At 70.7% G+C, this 21871-nt stretch carries 16 protein-coding genes and 1 pseudogene; 13 read left to right on the forward strand and 4 right to left on the reverse strand.

The genetic code is table 11. The features are described from left to right. Positions 1–185: 185 nt before the first annotated feature. The 3 genes and pseudogenes from MTF69_RS15870 (at position 186) to MTF69_RS15880 (ending at position 3885) form a co-directional block, all read left to right on the forward strand. Entirely contained in the window at positions 186–1592 is a 1407-nt protein-coding gene (locus tag MTF69_RS15870; RefSeq protein ID WP_243334880.1) for an amino acid permease, read from the forward strand. Between the two features lie 447 nt (positions 1593–2039). Further along, a pseudogene (locus MTF69_RS15875) lies at positions 2040–3044 on the forward strand (amino acid permease); the annotation flags it as partial. Positions 3045–3228: 184 nt separating this feature from the next. Next, positions 3229–3885 carry a superoxide dismutase gene (locus MTF69_RS15880; protein WP_243334882.1) on the forward strand — a complete coding sequence of 219 codons (657 nt, stop codon included), beginning with the start codon at positions 3229–3231 and terminating at the stop codon, positions 3883–3885. 147 nt (positions 3886–4032) lie between these two features. Here MTF69_RS15880 and MTF69_RS15885 read toward each other — a convergent pair whose 3' ends face one another. Continuing rightward, complete coding sequence (locus MTF69_RS15885) at positions 4033–4680, reverse strand: DsbA family protein (protein WP_243334883.1); 648 nt, start codon at positions 4678–4680, stop codon at positions 4033–4035. Positions 4681–4790: 110 nt separating this feature from the next. On the opposite strand from MTF69_RS15885, the gene pepN (MTF69_RS15890) reads away from it, so the two are divergent. Beyond that, positions 4791–7346, forward strand: coding sequence for an aminopeptidase N (gene pepN, locus MTF69_RS15890; protein WP_243334885.1), 2556 nt, complete (start codon positions 4791–4793; stop codon positions 7344–7346). Between the two features lie 313 nt (positions 7347–7659). Beyond that, positions 7660–8619 carry a hypothetical protein gene (locus tag MTF69_RS15895; RefSeq protein WP_243334886.1) on the forward strand — a complete coding sequence of 320 codons (960 nt, stop codon included), beginning with the start codon at positions 7660–7662 and terminating at the stop codon, positions 8617–8619. A gap of 5 nt (positions 8620–8624) precedes the next feature. On the opposite strand, the gene MTF69_RS15900 is transcribed toward MTF69_RS15895, so the two are convergent. Together MTF69_RS15900 and MTF69_RS15905 are read right to left on the reverse strand one after the other, a co-directional pair. Further along, the gene (locus MTF69_RS15900; RefSeq protein WP_243334888.1) at positions 8625–9503 is read right to left on the reverse strand and encodes a pyridoxamine 5'-phosphate oxidase family protein; all 879 of its coding nucleotides are present in this window, start codon (positions 9501–9503) and stop codon (positions 8625–8627) included. After that, complete coding sequence (locus MTF69_RS15905) at positions 9503–9961, reverse strand: VOC family protein (protein ID WP_243334890.1); 459 nt, start codon at positions 9959–9961, stop codon at positions 9503–9505. Before MTF69_RS15905 ends, MTF69_RS15900 begins: the two co-directional genes overlap by 1 nt. Positions 9962–10081: 120 nt before the next feature. On the opposite strand from MTF69_RS15905, the gene MTF69_RS15910 reads away from it, so the two are divergent. The 6 genes from MTF69_RS15910 (at position 10082) to MTF69_RS15935 (ending at position 18371) form a co-directional block, all read left to right on the forward strand. Continuing rightward, entirely contained in the window at positions 10082–10642 is a 561-nt protein-coding gene (locus MTF69_RS15910; protein WP_243334892.1) for a CGNR zinc finger domain-containing protein, read from the forward strand. A gap of 296 nt (positions 10643–10938) precedes the next feature. Continuing rightward, a complete protein-coding gene (locus tag MTF69_RS15915) occupies positions 10939–11529 on the forward strand; it encodes a hypothetical protein (protein ID WP_243334893.1) in 591 nt (196 codons plus the stop codon). Positions 11530–11545: 16 nt separating this feature from the next. Next, positions 11546–11926, forward strand: coding sequence for a hypothetical protein (locus MTF69_RS15920; protein ID WP_243334895.1), 381 nt, complete (start codon positions 11546–11548; stop codon positions 11924–11926). A gap of 380 nt (positions 11927–12306) precedes the next feature. Further along, positions 12307–15639, forward strand: coding sequence for a S8 family serine peptidase (locus tag MTF69_RS15925; protein ID WP_243334897.1), 3333 nt, complete (start codon positions 12307–12309; stop codon positions 15637–15639). Between the two features lie 93 nt (positions 15640–15732). Next, positions 15733–17211: a TerD family protein gene (locus tag MTF69_RS15930; RefSeq protein ID WP_243334899.1), complete on the forward strand. Its 1479-nt coding sequence runs from the start codon at positions 15733–15735 to the stop codon at positions 17209–17211. 128 nt (positions 17212–17339) lie between these two features. Beyond that, the gene (locus MTF69_RS15935) at positions 17340–18371 is read left to right on the forward strand and encodes an aspartate-semialdehyde dehydrogenase (RefSeq protein WP_243334900.1); all 1032 of its coding nucleotides are present in this window, start codon (positions 17340–17342) and stop codon (positions 18369–18371) included. Positions 18372–18404: 33 nt separating this feature from the next. On the opposite strand, the gene MTF69_RS15940 is transcribed toward MTF69_RS15935, so the two are convergent. Beyond that, a complete protein-coding gene (locus tag MTF69_RS15940) occupies positions 18405–18929 on the reverse strand; it encodes a DUF1203 domain-containing protein (protein ID WP_243334902.1) in 525 nt (174 codons plus the stop codon). Here MTF69_RS15940 and MTF69_RS15945 point away from each other — a divergent pair. After that, positions 18928–19116, forward strand: coding sequence for a hypothetical protein (locus tag MTF69_RS15945; RefSeq protein WP_243334905.1), 189 nt, complete (start codon positions 18928–18930; stop codon positions 19114–19116). The genes MTF69_RS15940 and MTF69_RS15945 overlap by 2 nt on opposite strands. 88 nt (positions 19117–19204) lie before the next feature. Then, entirely contained in the window at positions 19205–21790 is a 2586-nt protein-coding gene (gene pepN / locus MTF69_RS15950) for an aminopeptidase N (RefSeq protein WP_243334906.1), read from the forward strand. The last annotated feature ends 81 nt before the right edge of the window (positions 21791–21871 follow it).

Here is a 21871-nt window from a genome sequence, read left to right on the forward strand (position 1 = left end):
GTTTGGTGGGGACTGCACAAAGACCCCGCTCGGCGCCCGAGTTGCAGTGATCCGCATCACGGGCAATGAACGATGACACGTCCGTTTTGCGCGGATGGGCGCTCTCCGGAGAGACTGTAGGGTCCCTCCAACTGCCGCGGAACCCCCATCGCCCGCCAGGCCATCAGAGAGTACGAGCACCCCTCATGCGCGACCTGCCGTCCGCCCCTCCCGGCACCACGGACGAGTTCCCACCGGAGCCCCTGAGCCACAGCCTCAAACAGCGCCACCTGACCATGCTGGGCCTCGGCGGCGTGATCGGCGCCGGGCTGTTCGTCGGCTCCGGCGCCGGCATCACCATCGCCGGTCCCGCGATCATCTGCTCGTACCTGCTCGCGGGCATCCTCGCGATGCTGGTGATGCGGGCGCTCGGCGAGATGTCGGCGGCGATGCCCGCCTCCGGCTCCTTCTCCGTCTACGCGGAGAAGGCGCTCGGCCGCTGGGCCGGCTTCTCGGCCGGCTGGCTGTACTGGTTCCTGCTGGTCGTGGTGCTGGCCGTGGAGGCGACCGCCGCGGCGAAGATCGCGAACGACTGGCTGCCCTCGGTGGACCAGTGGGTCTGGGTGCTCCTCTTCATGGTGGTCTTCACCGTGAGCAACCTGGCGGCCGTGCGGAACTTCGGCGAGTTCGAGTTCTGGTTCGCCGCCCTCAAGGTCGGCGCGATCGTGCTGTTCCTGATCCTCGGCACGCTCGCCGTCTTCGGCCTGCTCCCCGATACGAACCCGGTCGGCATGGCCAACCTGACCGGCCAGGGCGGCTTCTTCCCGAACGGTGCGAGCGGCGTGGTCGCCGGCATGCTGGCCGTCGTCTTCGCCTTCGGCGGCCTGGAGGTCGTCACCATCGCGGCCGCCGAGTCGGACGACCCGGCCAGGTCCGTGTCCCGCGCGGTGCGCAGCGCCGTGTGGCGCATCCTCTTCTTCTACGTCGGCTCGATGCTGGTCATCGTGACCCTGCTGCCGTGGGACTCGCTGACGCCGGGCCAGAGTCCGTACGTGGCCGTCCTCGACTCGATCGGCATCGCGCACGCCGGCCAGATCATGGACGTCGTCATCTTCGTGGCCCTGCTGTCGGCACTCAACGCGAACCTGTACGGGTCCTCGCGCATGGTGTTCTCGCTGGCGGAGCGGGGCGAGGCGCCGAAGTCCCTGCTGCAGGTGTCGGGCGGCGGGGTGCCGCGCCGGGCGGTCTTCGCGTCGGTGGCCTTCGGGTTCGTCTCGGTGGTGCTGAACCTGCTGTGGCCGGACACCATCTTCCTCTACATGCTCAACGCGGTCGGCGCGGTGCTGATCTTCGTGTGGGCCCTGATCGCGGTCTCGCAGCTGAAGTTGCGCGCGAAGATCGAGCGGGACATGCCGGAGCGGCTGATGCTGCCGATGTGGCTGTTCCCGTACGCGACGTGGGCGGCGCTGATCATGATGGCCACGGTGCTGGTCCTGATGCTGTTCGACGATTCGGCGCGGCCGCAGCTGCTGTGGTCCACGGGGGCCGCGGCCGCCGTGCTGGTGGTGGCGTGGATCCGGGAGCTCCGGGAGAAGCGGGCCGTCCGGCCCTGACCCGCATGTAGAGCAGGCCCGGGACCTTCACCCCGGGCCTGCTCCATTTGTTCGGGTGCCAGGCCGTCGGGCTGGTTCCCGGGCACCGTTCCTGATCAGTGAGCAGGCATGAGCCCTGACTCACTGGCACGTCCCGAACGGTCTTGGGCGCACTGGGTTCCGGCTTTCGCGGCCCGGTCGGCGACACGCATCATGTGCGTGGTCCGTTCCGGGAGGTCCGGTTCCCTCACGACCTGGCCAAGTGGACACGGCCAAAGGCGGCGGGGAGGCCCTGAACCATCACTCCGGTGGAGCAGGGGCCCCGCACGCTGGCACCGCACCCGGCGTCCCAGATCGCACCAGCGACGCTACCCGGCCGAACACCACCCACCGCAAGCCGCTAACCCGACAACCACCCAATCGAGCTAACGCGCACCTGCTCGCACTCCCCTGCGAGCAGTTCGCAACCCCTCGTGGATGTGGGTGCTGGTCTTCATGGCGATGTTCTGCGGCTCCAACCTGGCCGCCGTCTCCCACTTCGGCGAGTTCGAGTTCTGGTTCGCCGCCCTGAAGATCGGTGCGATCGGCCTCTTCCTGGGCCTGGGCGTGCTGGCCGTCCTGGGCGTGCTGCCCGGCACGTCCTCCCCCGGCACCGCCAACCTGCTCCACGACGGCGGCTTCCTGCCGAACGGCGTGGACGGGCTGCTGGTCGGCCTGCTCGCCTCCGTGGTCGCGTACGGCGGGCTGGAGACGGTGACCATCGCGGCCGCCGAGTCCGACAACCCGGTCCGGGGCGTCGCCAAGGCCGTGAAGACCACCATGTGGCGTATCGCAATCGTCTACGTCGGCTCGATGCTGGTCATCGTCACGCTGCTGCCGTGGAACGACCCGGCGGTCACCACCGAGGGCCCGTACGCGGCCACCCTGGACCACCTGGGCATCCCGCACGCCGGCCAGGTCATGAACGTGGTCATCCTGATCGCCCTGCTGTCCGCGATGAACGCGAACATCTACGGCTCCTCCCGCATGGCCTACTCCCTGGTCTCCCGCGGCCAGGGCCCCAAGGCGCTGGGCAAGGTCACCGGCCGGGTGCCGCGCCGGGCGGTGCTCGCCTCCTCCGGCTTCGGTTTCGTCACCGTGCTGCTGTCGTACTGGTACCCGGACACCCTCTTCGCCTGGCTGCTGAACATGGTCGGCGGGGTCATCCTCGTCGTCTGGGGCTTCATCGCCGTCTCGCAGTTCGTGCTGCGGCGCCGCACGGAGCGCGAGGCCCCCGAGAAGCTGGTCGTGAAGATGTGGGGCTTCCCGTATCTGACCTGGGTCGCGCTCGCCGGACTCGCCGGGGTCCTGGTCCTGATGGCGATGGGCGAGGACACCCGGATCCAGCTCGTCTTCACCGGCGGCCTGACGGTGGCCCTGGCCGCCACCGGTTACGTCCTCCAGCGCCGGGCGGCGGCGCGCGAAGCCGCGTAGCACTGCGCCGAACTGAGGCGCCGAAGGCCGGACTCATGCGATCGCATGGGCCCGGTCTTCGGCGTTCCCGAGGTCCGCCCAAGTGAGGTGACCCTTATGAGAGTCGAGGAATAGATACTGCTAGCGTGCAGTTGCGCATTGATTGCAATAAGCAGTTGGCACGCCGAGGGGACCGGATACACGCATGGCCATTTACACGCTTCCTGAGCTTCCTTACGACTACGCGGCTCTCGAGCCGGTGATCAACCCGCAGATCATCGAGCTGCACCACGACAAGCACCACGCGGCCTACGTCACGGGCGCCAACAACACGCTGGAGCAGCTGGAGGAGGCGCGCGACAAGGAGAACTGGGGCGCGCTGAACGGCCTGGAGAAGAACCTCGCGTTCCACCTCTCCGGCCACATCCTGCACAGCATCTACTGGCACAACATGGCCAGCCCGAAGACCGGCGAGGGCGGCGGCGAGCCCACGGCGGCCGACGGCCTGGGCGACCTCGCCGACGCGATCACCGAGTCCTTCGGCTCCTTCGCGAAGTTCAAGAAGCAGCTGACCTTCGCGTCGTCCGCGACCCAGGGCTCCGGCTGGGGCGTGCTCGCGTACGAGCCCGTCAGCGGCCGTCTGATCGTCGAGCAGATCTACGACCACCAGGGCAACGTCGGCGTGGCCAGCACCCCGGTCCTCGTGTTCGACGCCTGGGAGCACGCCTTCTACCTTCAGTACAAGAACCAGAAGGTGGACTTCATCGAGGCGATGTGGAACGTCGTCAACTGGCAGGACGTGGCCAAGCGCTACGCCGACGCCAAGGCGAACACCCCGCTGCTGATCCCCGCCAAGGGCTGATCGGCGCCACCCAAGCCCGTCCGCCTCGTGATCGTCTTCTCAACCTTCACTCGCGGGCGTGTCCACCAGAAGGCCCCCGCGAGGACATGACTCGCGGGGGCCTTCTGCGTCCCCACAGGGGGACGTCAAGGGGGAAACGGACCCCTGCTAGTCGAAGATCGGACCCTGCGTGCGGGTGCGCTTGATCTCGTAGAAGCCGGGGGTGGAGGCGACGAGCAGGGTGCCGTCCCAGAGGCGGGCCGCGGCCTCGCCGCGCGGGGCGGGGGTGACGACCGGACCGAAGAAGGCGACCTCTTCGCCGTCGGCGCCGGGCACGGAGATGACCGGGGTGCCGACCTCCTGGCCGACACGGTTGATGCCGTCGTTGTGGGAGTCGCGCAGGACCTCGTCGTACTCGTCGGAGTCCGCGTAGTGGATCAGCTCGGCGGGCAGGCCCACCTCGTTCAGGGCGTCGGCGATCGCCTCGCGGGTCGGGCCCTGGTCCTCGTTGTGGAAGCGGGTGCCGAGGGCGGTGTAGAGCTTGCCGGTGACCTCGTCGCCGAACTTCTGCTGGGCGGCGACGACCACGCGCACGGGGGCCCAGCCCTTGGGGCCGAGCAGTTCGCGGTAGCGCTCGGGCAGTTCGTCGAGCTTGTTCTCGTTCAGGACCGCGAGGCTCATCACGTGCCAGCGGACCTCCACGTCACGGACCTTCTCGACCTCCAGCATCCAGCGGGACGTCATCCAGGCCCAGGGGCAGAGCGGGTCGAACCAGAAGTCGACAGCGGTCTTCTCGCGCACCTGGGTATCAGCCATGTCTCTCCTCAGATCGGAACGTTCCTCCCTGCCCAACCGCTCCGACCGCACACGCATTCCCCCGTGGGAGGATTCGGTCAGGTATCGCGATCACGCACGAAGGAGTGCACGTGCCCGGAGAGAATCTGTCCCGTGACGAGGCCCGCGAGCGGGCCGAGCTGCTGTCCGTCGACGGGTACGAGGTGGTCCTCGACTTGAGGTCCGCGGTGGACGAGGCCGAACCGGCCGAAGGCCCAAGGACCTTCCGCTCGGTGACCACCGTCCGCTTCCGCGCCGCCGCACCGGGAGCCGCGAGCTTCGCGGACCTCATCGCGCCCTCGGTGAACAGCGTGACCCTCAACGGGCGCGAGCTGGACCCGGCCGTCGTCTTCGACGGTGCGCGGATCGCCCTGGACGGGCTGGCCTCCGAGAACGTGCTCGTGGTCGACGCCGACTGCGCGTACAGCCGGACCGGCGAGGGCATGCACCGCTTCGTGGACCCGGAGGACGGCGAGGTCTACCTCTACACCCAGTACGAGCCGGCCGACGCCCGGCGGGTGTACGCGAACTTCGAGCAGCCCGACCTCAAGGCCCCGTACCGCTTCGAGGTGACCGCGCCCGAGGGGTGGCAGGTCTGGAGCAACGGAGCGGAGGAGTCCCGCGAGGGGCAGACCCGGCGCTTCGCCGAGACCGCGCCCATCTCCACGTACATCACCTGCGTGGTGGCGGGGCCGTACCACTACGTCACGGACTCCTACACGCGCGGGGACCTGACGATCCCGCTCGGCGCGATGTGCCGCAAGGGGCTCGCGAAGCACTTCGACGCGGACGAGATCTTCCTCACGACGAAGCAGGGCTTCGACCTCTTCAACGAGATCTTCGACTACCCGTACCCCTTCGGGAAGTACGACCAGGCCTTCGTGCCGGAGTACAACCTGGGTGCGATGGAGAACCCGGGGATGGTGACCTTCCGGGAGGAGTACATCTTCCGCGGGAAGGTCACGCAGGCCTCGTACGAGCGGCGCTCGAACACGATCCTGCACGAGATGGCGCACATGTGGTTCGGTGACCTGGTCACCATGAAGTGGTGGGACGACCTGTGGCTGAAGGAGTCCTTCGCGGACTTCATGGGCTCCTTCGCGCTGGTCGAGGCCACCCGCTTCGACCAGGCGTGGGTCACCTTCGCCAACAGCCGCAAGGCGTGGGCCTACCGGGCCGACCAGCTGCCGTCCACGCACCCGGTCACGGCCGACATCCGTGACCTGGAGGACGCGAAGCTGAACTTCGACGGCATCACCTACGCCAAGGGCGCGGCGGTGCTCAAGCAGCTCGTGGCGTACGTCGGACGGGACGCCTTCCTGGAGGGCGCGCGGCGCTACTTCAAGGCGAACGCCTACGGGAACACCACCCTGGACGACCTGCTGTCGGTGCTCGCGGAGGTGTCCGGGCGGGACATGGCCGAGTGGTCTCGGGCCTGGCTCCAGACGGCCGGCGTGAACGCGCTGACCCCGGTGGTGACCTGCGACGCGGGCGGCCGGGTGACCGAGCTGGCGGTGGTCCAGGACGGCGACGAGCTGCGCCCGCACCGGGTCGCGGTGGGCCTGTACCGGCTGGACCCGGACGGCGCGCTGGTGCGCTACGCGCGGGCCGAGGCGGACGTCGCGGGGGCCCGGACGGTCGTCGGCGAGCTGGCGGGGCAGGAGAAGCCCGCACTGGTGCTCGTCAACGACGAGGACCTGACGTACTGCAAGATCCGCTTCGACGAGGCATCGCTGGCCGCGCTGCGCTCGCACCTGGGCTCGGTGGCGGACCCGCTGAGCCGCGCGCTGTGCTGGTCGGCGCTGTGGAACCTGACGCGCGACGGGCTGATGCCGGCGCGGGACTTCGTCTCGCTCCTACTGGCCCACGCCGGCCGGGAGACGGACGTCGGCGTCCTGCAGATGCTGCACGCGCAGGCGCTGACCGCGGTCACCCACTACGCGGCGCCCGACTGGCGGGAGCAGGGCGGCAAGGTGCTGGCGGCGTGTGCGCTGCAGGAACTGCGGTTCGCGGAGCCGGGGTCGGAGCACCAGCTCACCTGGGCCCGCTTCTTCGCGGCGGGCGCGGCGACCGAAGGCGACTTCCAGCTGCTGCTGGGGCTGCTGGAGGGGTCGGCGCGGATCGACGGGCTGGAGATCGACCAGGAGCTGCGCTGGGACTTCCTGCTGCCGCTGGCCGCGCACGGGGCGATCGGCGAGGAGGTCCTCGCGGCCGAACTGGCGCGGGACGACACGGCGTCGGGCAAGCGGCACCAGGTGCGGTGCCTGGCGGCGCGGCCGTCGGAGGCGGTCAAGGACCAGGCGTGGGTCGCGGTGGTGGAGTCGGACACGCTGTCGAACGCGCTGGTCGAGGCGACGATCGCGGGGATGCAGCAGTCTTCGCAGCGGGGGTTGCTCGCGCCGTACACCGGCCGCTACTTCGACGTCATCGCGCGGATCTGGGCCGACCGGTCGATCCAGATCGGCATGGACGTGGTGCGGGGGCTGTACCCGTCGCTCCAGGACTCCCAGGCGACGCTGGACGCCACTGACGCGTGGCTGGCGGAGCATGCGGATGCGGCGCCCGCGCTGCGGCGGCTGGTCCTTGAGGCGCGGGACGACCTGGCCCGTGCGCTGCGCGCGCAGGCCTGCGACGCGGCGGCGGGCTAGCCCTGCGGGGCTGTCCCCTACCCGCCCTTCCCCCGTTCCCTGGGCTCCGCCCAGACCCGCGCCTCAAACGCCGGCGAGGCTGGATTTGGCCGGGGTCGGTCCGCGCCTGAACGCCGGGGGGCTGGAAATCCAGCCCCGCCGGCGTTTGAGGCGCGGGGGCTGGGGCGGAGCCCCAGGAGGCGGCGCCCGGCCCGGTCGTCAGCGCAGCCCATCGGCAGTCGAACGTCCGTACTTTAGCCCCGGCTTGTCCCGATTTGCCGACGGATGTGTAACAGGGGTTAGCGAGGCCATGGCCTGAGGGAATCTCAGCGTCATGAACCACAACGCACCCCTCCCCCTCGCCCACCTCACCGACAACCGCCCCCGCGTGCTGTCGCTGGCCCAGCTCCGCGAGCACGGGGTCACCGCCTCCGACGCCGCCGAGCGGTCCTGGCAGCAGATCCTGCCCGGGGTGTTCCTGCTCCACGCCGGTCCCGCGACCAGCGAGGAGCGGCTGCACGCCGCGCTGCTCTACGCGGGGCGCCGCGGGGACGAGGTCATGATCACCGGGCTGGCCGCCCTCGCGCTGTACCGGTTCTCCTCCGCCCCCGCCCTGCTCGCCCTCCCCCAGATCGACGTGCTCGTCCCCAACACCCGCCGGCTGCGCTCCGCCGGACAGGTCCGCATCGTCCGCACGCACACCCCGCCCCGGCCGGCGGAGGTCACCGGGCTGCCCGTGGCCCCCGTGGCCCGCGCCGTCGCCGACGCCGTCGCCCACCTCTCCGACGCCGGTACGGTGCGCCGTCTGCTCAGCGAAGCCGTCCGCGGCGGGCACTGCGAACCGGCCGCCGTGGTGCGGGAGCTGACGGTGGCCCGGCTGCTGAACCGCCCGCACGTGGTGGACGCCGTCGAATCGCTGCTCGCCGAGGGCCGGGCCATCGCCGAGGACCGGCTGTACCAGCTCGTACGGGGCTACGAGCTCCCCGAGCCCGTCTGGAACGTGGACCTGCGGCTGCCCGGCGGCCCGCACCTGGGCGGGGTCGACGCGTACTGGCCGGAGCAGGCGGTGGCCGTGGAGATCGACACGCGGGCCCCGCGCCAGGGCGAGGACGAGCAGTGGACGGAGTCCGTCCGCAAGCGGGAGACCCTGGAGCGGTGCGGGGTGACCGTCCTGCACATCACCCCGCGCAAGCTCCGCGACTGGCCCGAGCAGCAGGCGGCGGTCGTACGGACCGCCCTGACGGCGTCCGCCGACCGCGAGCCCGCCGCCTACCTCGTCGTCCTGCCCAGGTGAGGGCCCTAGAGCGCCGGATTGGCCGGCGAGTACTCCGGGGCGCTCCACTGAAGCCGCCCCGGGTGCACGCTCTGAACCACCGACTCGACCCGGAAGCGGACCCGCCGCTCCCCGTCCGCCCCGAACTCGGGCTCCGCCGTCCCGCTGAGCTGGAGCAGCGCCCCGCTCTCCCAGTCGGGGAACAGCAGCCCGGCCCGCGGGTCCGCCAGCAGGTTCCCCAGCGTCAGGAACATCGCGTTGCCCGCGTAGTCCGGCCAGGCCAGTTCGGTCGGGGACAGCACCTCGACGAAGCCCGGCATTCCGCCCCGGTGGCTCGCGTCGGCCCCGTCCGCCCCCGCGGCGGTGGCGACGAAGAAGGTGTCGGCGGCGCGGACGGCCCGTTCCTGGTCGGGGCTGAGCGCGTCCCCGCGCCACACGACACCGGCTCCTTCGGCGGCGAGCTGGACAGGCTGCCGCTTCTGGAGGTACTTGGGACAGTTGGCGAAGACCCGTTCGGCCGCCAGCGCGAACCCGCCGGCGGTCACCTCCAGGGTTCCGCCCAGCCGCATCCGGCGCCGGGTGCGCGGGTCGAGGGAGATGGTCCCGACCCGGGTGCCGGCGGTGGCCAGCGCCTCGGCGAGCGGATCGCCGTCGGGAATCCCGCCCTTGACCGCGATCCGGTCCGGGCCGGTGGCCCGTACGAAACCGGGGGCGCCGGTCAGCAGTGAGGCCCACAGCCGGCCTCCGGGATCGGCCGCGCCGACGACCAGGTGCGGCTGCAGCCCCAGGAAGGCCGCCGCCACGTTCTTGATGTGCGGGGTCACGGACTGGCCGACGTGCACGGCGTGCTCGCGGACACCGACCCGTTCCTGAACGGCCAGCGAGCCCCAGTGGTACCCGGCCATTAGAAGAACCCGCAGGTCGGGGCCCCTGTGGTGGGAGCCTCGGCGCCTTCGGCGCCGCTCGGCACGGAGATCTCCAGGCGGGTCCCGTCGGGGTCGTGGAAGAAGATCCCGCCGGAGGCGACCCCCTCGCCGTGGGCGACGACCCCTTCGTAGGCGAAATCGACGCCCAGGCCGCGCAGCCGCTCCTCGTACTCCCTGACCTCCTCGATGGCGTCCGCGGAGAGCGCGAGGTGGTGCAGTCCGGCCGCGCCGGGTGCGTAGGCCCCCTCGGCCTGCTGCCACAAGGTGAGCACGAGCTCGCCGTCCTGGCCGAGGAATGCGAAGCGCCGGTCCTCCTCCTTGCCCTCGCCGAGCAGCTCGAAGCCGAGGCCGTCGCGGTAGAAGACGAGCGACCGGGCGAGGTCCGTGACGTTCAGGCCCACGTGGCCGGTGCGCAGCTTGCTGATGACGGTCGTCACAACGGTTCCTTCCCCAGAACTACGAAAATCCCTAACCTTCTAAATCGAGATTAAGGGTTAGAGCCGGAGGAGTCAACCACTCACGTACTCTTGAGGGGTTAGTGCCACGAGGAGGCGGACATGACGACGGCGGACCCACGACCCCTGACCGGGGAACCGGTGGCCCTGGACCTGCTGAACACCCGGTGGGTCCAGGACGGCGAACCCGTCGACCTCTTCGCGGGGGCCTTCGGCCTCACCCGCGTCGAAGGGCTCGCGCTCTGGCTGGAGAGCACGGGGCTGGCCGGCCGCTTCCGCGCCGACGCCGCGACCCTGGTCCACCTGCTCACCGCCCGCGAGGCCCTGGCGCGCGCCGTCGCGGACCCGGCCGACGAGAGCGCCCGCACCCTGGTCGACGCGGTCCTGGAGCACGGAAGGATCCGGGCCACCCTGACCGCCGAAGGGCCCGGCGAGCGGACCGAGTTCGACGATCCGACCTGGGGCCCGGCCTGGACGGCCGCCCGCGACTATCTGGAACTGCTGGGCTCCGACCCCGCCCGGATCCGCAAGTGCGCCTCCGAGACCTGCGTGCTGCACTTCCACGACACCTCGCGCAACGGCACCCGCCGCTGGTGCTCGATGTCGGCCTGCGGAAACCGGGCGAAAGCCTCCCGCCACTACGCGCGCACGCGCGAGCACTGACCCCTGAACGCCCGGAAGGCTCGGACCGGTTCACTCCGGTACGAGCCTTCTGGCGTATGCCCCAAGCGGAGCCGACTGCCTACCTTGCCACCCTGTCGGATGTGACAACTATCAGCCAGGTGAGGGGATTTGAGCCGCAATCGATCAAGACTCTCAGATCTTGCTCAACTGCCTTACTACTAGGGGCAATTGCACGACAAGCTGCTCGACGAACGCGCCGCCACGGCAAGACGATTGCAGCCGTTGGGCCATGGCAGCGCGTTGGAACGATCCATTCCAACGTCGAGGAACTTCACGTGCCCAAGAGCATTACGACCTCTCGCCCCCGTGTCCAGCGCATGGCCATCATGGTGGCCGGAATCACGGCGGTCTCCATCTTCTCCACCGCCGGTCTCGCCCAGGCAGCCGAGTCCACGGCCGTTTCGACGGCAACGGCGTCGACCGCCACCGCCATCGCCGGGGACCCCGAGATCAACCTGTCCGAGCAGGAAGTCCAGCAGCTCGAAGCGCAGTTCTCCATCATCGAGTCGATCCCGGACAGCGTCCTTCAGGCCGGCGACGACGCCACCCGCGCCTACCTGATCCTGGAAGGCGTCGTCGCGTACACCGGCAAGGGCAAGGAAGTGACCCAGCCGGTACCGAACGGATGGTGGGAGACCGCCAAGTGCGCGGCGGCCATCGCCACCTTCATCGGCAGCAACCTGGTGGTCGCCTCCAAGCTCATCAAGATCAAGCAGTACATCAGCGCGCTCGGCGGCATCAAGAAGGCGGCAGGCCTGATGCTCCGCGCCTCCACCTGGTCCGAGCGGCTCGCGATCGGCGGCAACGCCCTCGTCGGCCTGGCCGCCGAGATCCTGGGCTACTCCATGATCCGCAACAACTGCTGACGGCGGAGGAGTCGCCATGACACCGATCACCATCACCGTCTTCGCGATCTGCGCGACGATCCTGCTGTTGTCCTCGGGCGCCACGTTCGTGGCGGCACTCCGCGAGCGGAACTCACCGGTCACCGGTTCGGCCCAGGAGAACCTCAAGGCCGAGCTCACCGGCCGCTTCGCCGGCCTCGTCGGCATCTCCCTGATCCTCGGGCTCACGGTCAAGGTGCTCGTGCACCCCGAGGCCACGGTCGTGGACAGCGCCCTTCCCCTGCTGACCTCCGGTCTGGCCGGGGCGGCCCTGGCGACGCTGGTGCAGCGCTTCGTACGGCAGGGCAGTAGCGCGGCGATGCTCGCCGGACTCGCCGTCGCGGTGGGGGGCGGACTGGCCATCGGCCTCGCACCCTGACCCGTCCCGCCCGCCGTCCCCGCCTCACCCCGGTACGCCGGGGTGGGGCGAGGACAGCGGACCGGCGGGAAGGCGCCTCCCTCAACGCGCGCACGCGCGAGCGCTGAACACGCAGAAGTTGTCACACCCGATCTGAGACGGAGTGGTGTCGCGCCCCTGCCGCACGGTCGGGAAGTCTACAAATCCATCTTTGAATCCGAAGGTTCGTACCTGTTGACCCCGGTACGGGCCTTCTGGCGTATCCCCCGTGCTGGCGGGAGTCCGCCACGGCAGGTATCGGTCCGTGACAACTCTCCCCAAAGAGCTGTCACTTAGGCGAGGCTGACCGGTCATCCGGCACCGAAATCCGGACCGTACCTTTCACTTAGCCAGGGATGCTGATGACCCTCGACTCCCCCGCTCGTTCAATTCAAGGCGGCATACCCGCGACCCGGCGCGTCTCACGCGTCGCGGCCGCGGCCGGCCTGGTGGCCGCCCTCGTGGCCACCGGCGCCATGCCCGTCTTCGCGGCGACCGGCACCGATACCCCCGCCGCCAACCCCGCGGTCAAGTCGGCTGACCAGAAGCTCGGCTCCGCCGACGCCGAGCTGCTCCAGGAAGCCAAGACCAAGGGCGAGAAGACCGTCACGGTCATGGTCGCGACGGCACCCGGCGAGACCCAGCAGGTGGCCAAGCAGCTCGACGACGTCCAGGGCGCCTCGGTGGGCCAGACGTACGACAAGCTCGGCTACGTGCGCGCCACCCTGCCGACCGACAAGGCGGAGGCCGCGCTGAAGGCGGCCGCCAAGCTGTCCTCCGTGCACGGGATCGACCTGCGGCACGAGATCCAGCTCCCGGACCCCCGTCCGGACGCGGACCGCGAGACGGGGACGGTGAAGCGGACCGCCGCCGAGACCTACCCCGGGCCGGACAAGAACACCCCGGCGAAGAACCCGTACAACCCGTCCTTCGAGACCGGTGCGCTGGACTTCCTCAAGAAGAACCCGAAGGCCGACGGCCGCGGCGTGACCATCGGCATCATGGACTCGGGTGTCGACCTCGGCCACCCGGCGCTCCAGAAGACCACCACCGGCGAGCGCAAGATCGTCGACTGGGTCACCGCGACCGACCCGGTCACCGACGCCGACGCCACGTGGCGGGCGCAGATCACCCCGGTCGCCGGTGGCACCTTCACCGCCGCCGGTGCGACGTGGAAGGCCCCGGAGGGCAGCTTCCAGTGGAGCCGCTTCACCGAGGAGATCACCAAGAACGGTGACATGAAGGGTGACGTCAACCGGGACGGGGACATCACCGACCGGTTCGGCATGCTCTACGACCCGGTCGCCGGGACCGTCCGCGTCGACACCGACCAGGACAACGACTTCACGAACAACGAGCCGATGAAGCCGTACAAGGACGGCTACCAGATCGGCTACTTCGGCACGGACAACCCGGCGACCGAGGTCGCCGAGCGCATCCCGTTCGTGATCGAGATCCGCAAGGACGTCCCCCTGGACCCGTGGGGCGGTGACTGGGTCGGCAAGAAGGCCGACTTCGTCAACATCGGCATCATCGAGGGCACGCACGGCACGCACGTCGCGGGCATCACCGCCGCCAACGGCCTGTTCGGCGGCGCGATGAACGGCGAGGCGCCCGGCGCCAAGCTCGTCTCCTCGCGCGCCTGCTCCTGGTCCGGCGGCTGCACCAACATCGCGCTGACCGAGGGCATGATCGACCTCGTCGTCAACCGCGGCGTGGACATCGTCAACATGTCGATCGGCGGCCTGCCGGCCCTGAACGACGGCAACAACGCGCGCACCGAGCTCTACAAGAACCTCATCGACACCTACGGTGTCCAGCTCGTCATCTCGGCGGGCAACGAGGGCCCCGGCATCAACACCATCGGCGACCCCGGTCTCGCGGACAAGGTCATCTCCGTGGGTGCGTCGGTCTCCAAGGAGACCTGGGCGGCCAACTACGGCGCCGGTGTGGCCAAGAAGTACAACATGTTCCCCTTCTCCTCCCGCGGTCCGCGTGAGGACGGCGGCTTCACGCCGACCATCACGGCCCCCGGTGCCGCCATCAACACCGCGCAGACCTGGATCCCGGGCGCACCGGTGAAGGAGGCCGGCTACACCCTGCCGGCCGGCTACGCGATGCTCCAGGGCACCTCGATGTCCTCGCCGCAGGCGGCGGGCGCCAGCGCCCTGCTGATCTCGGCCGCCAAGCAGCAGAAGATCGCCCTCACCCCGGCGAACCTGCGCATCGCGCTCACCAGCAGCGCGAAGAAGATCGAGGACGTTCCGGCGCACGCCCAGGGCGCGGGCCTCATCAACATCCCCGGCGCGTGGGAGTCCATCCAGCGCGGCGCGAAGGCCAACGAGTTCACCGTCAAGGCGCCGGTCGACACCGCGATCGACCAGTTCCTGAAGACCCCGGGCTTCGGCACCGGCGTCTACGACCGTGAGGGCGGCCTGAAGGTCGGCCAGAAGAAGGTCTACGACGTCGTCGTCACCCGCACCACGGGCGTCAAGTACGGCACACCGCACGAGCTGAGCTGGCGCAACAACGACGGCACGTTCAAGGTCATCGGCGGCTACGACTACGTCACGCTGCCCCTGAACAAGCCGGTCACCATCAAGGTCGAGGCCAAGGCCAAGACGGCCGGCGTCCACAGCGGCATCCTGCAGCTCGACGACCCCTCCACCGAGGGCATCGACAAGCAGATCCTCTCCACGGTCGTCGTCTCGGCCCCGCTGGCGAAGCCCTCGTACAGCTACTCGGACACCTCCTCCGTGCAGCGCAACAGCCACAAGTCGTACTTCGTGACCGTCCCGGCGGGCGCGAAGACCCTCGAGGTCGCCCTCGGCGGTCTGAACGCGGGCAGCCAGACGCGCTTCATCTCGATCCACCCGTACGGCGTGGGCGTCGAGGACAGCGCGACGACCCAGTGCTACCCGAACTACGACAACCCGGCCAACCTGTGCCGCCCCGACCTGCGTTCGTACCCGAACCCGCAGCCGGGCGTCTGGGAGATCGAGGTCGAGTCGCGCCGTACGTCGCCGCTGCTCGACAACCCGTACAAGCTGGACGTCTCCGTGCTCGGCGCGGCCTTCGACCCCGCGGTCCAGGTCCTGCCCGAGGTCAAGCAGGGCACCCCGGCGCCGGTCCAGTGGACCGTGAAGAACGACGGGGCCGCCATCTCCGGCGGCAAGCTCCAGGGTGGGGCCCTCGGCTCCGCGAAGGTCGCCAAGCCGACCATCGCCGCCGGTGAGACCCACACCACCGAGGTCACGATCGGCGAGGGCGTCTCCCGCCTCGACATCGCGATCGGCAAGGTGTCCGACACCGCCGCCGACCTCGACCTGGACGTGTACAAGGACGGCGTCAAGGTCGGCTCCTCCGCCGACGGCGACTCCGAGGAGGCCGTGAGCCTCGTCAACCCGGCCGCGGGCACCTACACCATCGAGGTGTTCGGCTACGCGATCCCGTCCGGCTCCACCGCGTACGACTACCGCGACGTCTTCTACTCGGCCGCCCTGGGCACCGTCCAGGTCGACGAGGCCGCCGCGGTCAACCTCGCCAACGGCGCCTCGGCGGCCGTCTCCGCGAACGTGCTGGTCACCAGCGCCGCTCCGGAAGGCCGCCAGTTCTTCGGCGAGGTCAAGCTGCTCAACGCCCGCGGCACCGCCGCCGGCACCGGCAGCGTGCAGATCGAGAAGGTCCTGCCGTAACGGGGACCTGCTGACCGCATGACGGAGGGGCCGGCGCCCGAGGGCGCCGGCCCCTTCGCGCTGCCCGGGGCGGCCCGATGACAGGATGCCGGTATGCCGATCATAGAAAGAGGGGCCAACGCCCCTCTGGCCACTGGCCCGTTCCGCATCACCGTGGCGCGCACCGCCCGGCCCGGTACCCCGGCGGTGGCCTGCGCGGCGATCCTGCTGGACGCCGTCGGCCGGGTCCGGGACGACGCCGACGTGGTCCTGGCCGCCGGACCCCGGCACCCGTCCGGCGCGGTGCGCCACCTCGGTGGGGCGCAGGAGGGCGGGCTGCTCGTCCAGCGGCTGGAGGTGGACCCGGACGACGTGGAACCTTCCGTGCGGCGGATCCTGATCGCCGCCCTCACGGCCGGCGGGACCTTCGGCGCGGTCGACGGGCTGTCCGTGGAGGTCGCGGCCGGCGACGGTGCGCCGGTGGCGCGGTACGAGGTGACGGACGCGGAGATGGACACCGCGCTGGTGCTCGGCGAGTGCTACCGGCGCAGCGGCGCCTGGCGGTTCCGCGCGGTGGGCCAGGGCTACACCAGCGGACCGGACGCCCTCGCCGCCGACTACGGCATACGGCCGCAGGCACTCCCGGCCGCCCCGGTGGCCGGTCCCGCGATGACCGAGGTCGACAAGAGGGACGGGGTGCCCGCGCCGGTCACCGCGCGGACACCGGCCCCGGCGGCCGCGGAGCCGCTCCCCGCACCCCGGCGGGACCCGGGGCGGGCCGGGGGCCCGCCCCGGGCCGACGTGGTGCACGAGGGGGACGGCGACGGGGAGGTCACCGTGGTGAACCCGGAGCCCGGCCACGCGGCGATCCTCGAGTACGAGGCGCTCGGCCCGACGGACCGCGACACCTGGCTCACGGCGGACCGGATCGACGGACGCGACGAGCCGCTCCTGGTGTTCCACCGGGGCAGCCACGGCCTGCGCGGGCAGCTGCTGGCGTTCGCCATGGGCGGCCGCGAGTTCCGGCTGCGCATCGAAGCGAACTGCCGCTGGCGCCTGCGGCTGCGCCCGGCCGGGACGGCCCAGGCCCTCGGGACGGGCGCCTCGGGGCGGGGCACCACGGTCCTGCGGTACGACGGCCCGCCCGCCCTGCTCAGGGTCGAGCGCGGGCGCGACAAGAGCGCCTCGATGGAGGTGTTCACCCTCCAGGCGGACGGCGGCTGCCACGTCGTCGCGAACGCGGACTCCCACCACCCCGTGACCGGCCCGCTCGCCGTGGGCCCCGGGGGCTGGTGCCACGTTCTGGTGGAGACCTCCGAGACCGTCTCGTGGAAGCTCGAGCCGATGCCCCTGCACACCGCCCCGGTGCTGGAGCGGAAGCTCTCCGGCCGGGGTGCGCAGGTGGTACTGGTGCGCGGGAAGGGGGCGACGGTGGACGTCCGGCACGACAGGTTCATCACCCCGCTGTTCTCCCTCGGCCCGTACCTGCTCCCCGGGGAGCGGCTGTGTACGGAACAGGGCGCCCACGACCTGCCGCCCGGCCCCGTCTCCGTCCGCGCCTCGGGGAAATGGAGCCTTCGGATCCGCGACTGACCGGCCCGGGGACCCGTTCCGTGCCGCAGATCGTCCGTAGTGCGGACAATGGATTGGACAAGGCTCGTGGGGTCGAACGCATGATGGCCTCACGCGCGCCCGCGTCGTACGTACCAAGAGGAGTCACCGTGAGGGTCGGAATCGTCGGAGCCACCGGACAGGTCGGCGGAGTCATGCGCGGCATCCTGGCCGAGCGCAAGTTCCCGGTGGACGAGCTGCGGCTGTTCGCCTCGGCCCGTTCGGCCGGCTCCACCCTCGAGTGGGAGGGCCGGGAGATCACCATCGAGGACGCCTCCACGGCCGACTACTCCGGCCTGGACATCGTGCTCTTCTCCGCGGGCGGCGCCACCTCCAAGGCCCTCGCCGAGAAGGTCGCCTCGCAGGGCGCCGTCGTGATCGACAACTCCTCCGCCTGGCGCCGCGACCCCGAGGTCCCCCTCGTCGTCTCCGAGGTCAACCCGCACGCGATCCGGAACCGCCCCAAGGGCATCATCGCGAACCCGAACTGCACCACGATGGCCGCGATGCCGGTGCTGCGCCCGCTGCACGACGAGGCCGGTCTGACCGCGCTGATCGCCACCACCTACCAGGCCGTGTCCGGCTCGGGCCTGGCGGGCGTCGCCGAGCTCAAGGGCCAGGCCTGCGCGGTCTCCGAGGCCGCCGACCAGCTGACCTTCGACGGCGACGCGGTGGAGTTCCCGGCGCCCGCCGTCTACAAGCGGCCGATCGCCTACAACGTGATCCCGCTCGCGGGCTCGATCGTCGACGACGGCTCCTTCGAGACCGACGAGGAGCAGAAGCTCCGCAACGAGTCCCGCAAGATCCTGGAGATCCCGGAGCTCAAGGTCTCGGGCACCTGCGTGCGCGTGCCGGTCTTCGCCGGCCACTCCCTCCAGGTCAACGTCCGCTTCGACCGTCCGCTGAGCGTCGAGCGCGCCTACGAGCTGCTGAAGGACGCCCCGGGCGTCGAGCTCTCGGAGATCCCGACCCCGCTGCAGGCCGCCGGCAAGGACGCCTCGTACGTGGGCCGCATCCGCGTCGACGAGACCACCGAGAACGGCCTCGCACTGTTCCTCTCGAACGACAACCTCCGCAAGGGCGCCGCGCTGAACGCGGTCCAGATCGCGGAGCTGGTCGCGGAGGAACTGCGCCAGGGCTGACGCCGGTCGCGCGCACGTGTGGGGGCGGTACCGCTACGGTGCCGCCCCTTCGGCGTGCCAGGGCCGCCGCACCTCGTACTGGAAGCAGCCGTACTCGGCGGCCCGGACGTGCACGAGGGCCACCTCGGGGTCCGCGAACGCCTCGTCGAGGGCACGCTCGACCACACCGTCGGGATCCTCACCGAGGTCGAGCACCCGCCCGCCGAGGATCTGCCCGCGGGCGCTGTACCGCCGCGCGGTGCGCCGTACACCCGCCCGGGCGAAGGGGTACCCCCGGTCCTCGGACGGCCCGCCACAGTCCTCGGCGTGGACGAACACGGGCCCCTGCTCGTCGTACGCCCCCGGATCGGCGCCCGCGGCGGCTGCCCAGCGCCGCAGGGGCGCGTAGGAGACGAGCGCGATGCGCTCCCCGGTCTCGCTCGGCCGCAGGCAGCACCTGAGTGGCGCACCGCCCTCGCGGTCGGCGTACGGGGCGCACTCCCGCCCCGCGTCGTCACGTACGCGGAGCTCCTTGAGCGCCGCCTCCTCGATGGGCCTCGCCCGGTACTTGATGGTCATGCCCACCACCCTCGCGCCGCCGCACGCCGCTGTCCGGCAGGTTTCCGACCTCGCGTTCGCGCAACAGGCCGACGGCGATCCCAAGCACCGCGGAGCGGGACGGAACACCGTGCCGTGCTGCGTACTGGTCAAGGAACTCGATGTCCGCGGCGGGCAGGTCCAGGCTGATCCTCATGGCTCATCGTAGGCACCTGTAGCTCAAAGTATCGCCCGGCGGGGGCCCGGGCGGCCGTGAAAGGATGGGCCGGAACGTCACCATCGAAGGAGATGACCGCGTGCCAGGCACGAATCTGACCCGTGAAGAGGCTCAGCAGCGCGCAAAGCTGCTCAGTGTCGACTCGTACGAGATCGAGCTCGATCTCAGCGGCGCGCAGGAGGGCGGCACCTACCCCTCCGTGACCACCGTGCGCTTCCAGTCCGCCGAGGCCGGCGCCGAGACCTTCATCGACCTGGTCGCTCCGGCCGTGCACGAGGTCGTGCTCAACGGCAAGTCCCTCGACGTCGCCGCCGTCTTCCGGGATTCCCGGATCGCGCTCGCGCACCTCGCCGCCGGGGCCAACGAGCTCCGCGTCGTCGCCGACTGCGCCTACACCAACACCGGTGAGGGTCTGCACCGCTTCGTCGACCCGGTCGACGAGCAGGCGTACCTGTACACCCAGTTCGAGGTCCCGGACGCGCGCCGCGTGTTCGCGAGCTTCGAGCAGCCCGACCTGAAGGCGACGTTCCGGTTCACCGTGACGGCTCCGGCGGGCTGGACGGTCATCTCGAACTCCCCACGCGACATTCCGCAGGGGGCGGCGGCCCCCGCCGACAACGTCTGGCGCTTCGAGCCGACCCCGCGCATCTCCACGTACATCACGGCCCTGATCGTCGGCCCGTACCACGCGGTGCACAGCTCCTACGAGGGCACGGACGGGCAGTCCGTCCCGCTCGGCATCTACTGCCGTCCCTCGCTCGCCGAGTTCCTCGACGCCGACGCGATCTTCGACGTGACCCGGCAGGGCTTCACCTGGTTCCAGGAGAAGTTCGCGTACGACTACCCCTTCGCGAAGTACGACCAGCTCTTCGTGCCGGAGTTCAACGCGGGCGCGATGGAGAACGCGGGCGCGGTCACCATCCGCGACCAGTACGTCTTCCGCTCGAAGGTGACGGACGCGGCGTACGAGACGCGCGCCGAGACGATCCTGCACGAGCTCGCGCACATGTGGTTCGGCGACCTCGTCACCATGGAGTGGTGGAACGACCTGTGGCTGAACGAGTCGTTCGCCACCTACACCTCCATCGCCTGCCAGGCGTACGCGGAGGGCTCGAAGTGGCCGCACGCCTGGACCTCCTTCGCCAACTCCATGAAGACCTGGGCGTACCGGCAGGACCAGCTGCCCTCCACGCACCCGATCATGGCCGACATCCGTGACCTGGACGACGTCCTGGTCAACTTCGACGGCATCACCTACGCCAAGGGCGCCTCGGTCCTCAAGCAGCTCGTGGCCTACGTCGGCCAGGACGCCTTCTTCAAGGGCGTGCAGGCTTATTTCAAGGCGCACGCCTTCGGGAACACGCGCCTGTCGGACCTGCTGGGCGCGCTGGAGGAGACCTCCGGCCGCGACCTGACGGCCTGGTCGAAGGCGTGGCTGGAGACGGCCGGGATCAACATCCTGCGCCCCGAGATCGAGACTGACGAGAACGGCTCCATCACCGCCTTCGCCGTCCGCCAGGAAGCCCCGGCACTGCCCGCCGGCGCCAAGGGCGAGCCGGTGCTCCGCCCGCACCGCATCGCGGTCGGCCTGTACGACCTGGCCGACGGCAAGCTGGTGCGCGGCGAGCGGATCGAGCTGGACATCGACGGCGCCCTCACCGCCGTGCCGGAGCTGATCGGCCGGACCCGTCCGGCCGTGGTCCTGCTGAACGACGACGACCTGTCGTACGCCAAGGTCCGCCTCGACGAGGTGTCCCTCGCCAACGTCACCGCGCACCTGGGCGACTTCACCGAGTCGCTGCCGCGCGCACTGTGCTGGGCCTCGGCCTGGGACATGACCCGCGACGGCGAACTGGCCACCCGCGACTACCTCGCCCTCGTCCTGTCGGGCATCGGCAAGGAGTCGGACATCGGCGTCGTGCAGTCGCTGCACCGCCAGGTCAAGCTGGCCGTCGACCTGTACGCCGACCCGGCGTGGCGCGACCAGGGCCTGGCCATCTGGACGGACGCCGCGCTGGAGCACCTGCGCGCGGCCGAGCCGGGCAGCGACCACCAGCTGGCGTGGGCCCGCGCCTTCGCGGCGACGGCCCGTACCGAGGAGCAGCTGACCTACCTGTCGGCGCTGCTGGACGGCTCGGCGGAGGTCAAGGGCCTGGCCGTGGACACCGAGCTGCGCTGGGCGTTCCTGGAGCGCCTGGTCGCCACCGGGGTCGCCGACGAGGCGGCCGTCGCGGCCGAGCTGGAGCGGGACAAGACCGCGGCGGGCGAGCGGCACGCGGCGACCGCCCGCGCGGCGCGTCCGACGGCGGAGGCCAAGGCCGAGGCGTGGGCTTCGGTCGTCGAGGGCGACTCGCTCCCGAACGCGGTGCAGGAGGCGGTGATCGGGGGCTTCGTCCAGACCGACCAGCGCGAGCTCCTCGCCCCGTACACGGCGAAGTACTTCGCGGCGGTCAAGGAGGTCTGGGAGACCCGGAGCCACGAGATCGCCCAGCAGATCGCGGTGGGGCTCTACCCGTCCCTCCAGGTCTCCGCGGAGACCCTCGCGGCGACGGACGCCTGGCTGGCCTCGGCCGAGCCGAACGCGGCCCTGCGCCGCCTGGTCTCGGAGTCCCGCGCGGGCGTCGAGCGCGCGCTGACGGCCCAGGCCGCCGACGCCCGGGCCTGACGGGCTCGCGCCCGCTGCTGGGGCTCCGCCCCAACCCCGCGCCTCAAACGCCGGCGAGGCTGGAGTTGCCGCTGCGCGGCA

The organism is Streptomyces sp. AP-93 (genome assembly GCF_022808175.1).
GTDB lineage: Bacteria > Actinomycetota > Actinomycetes > Streptomycetales > Streptomycetaceae > Streptomyces.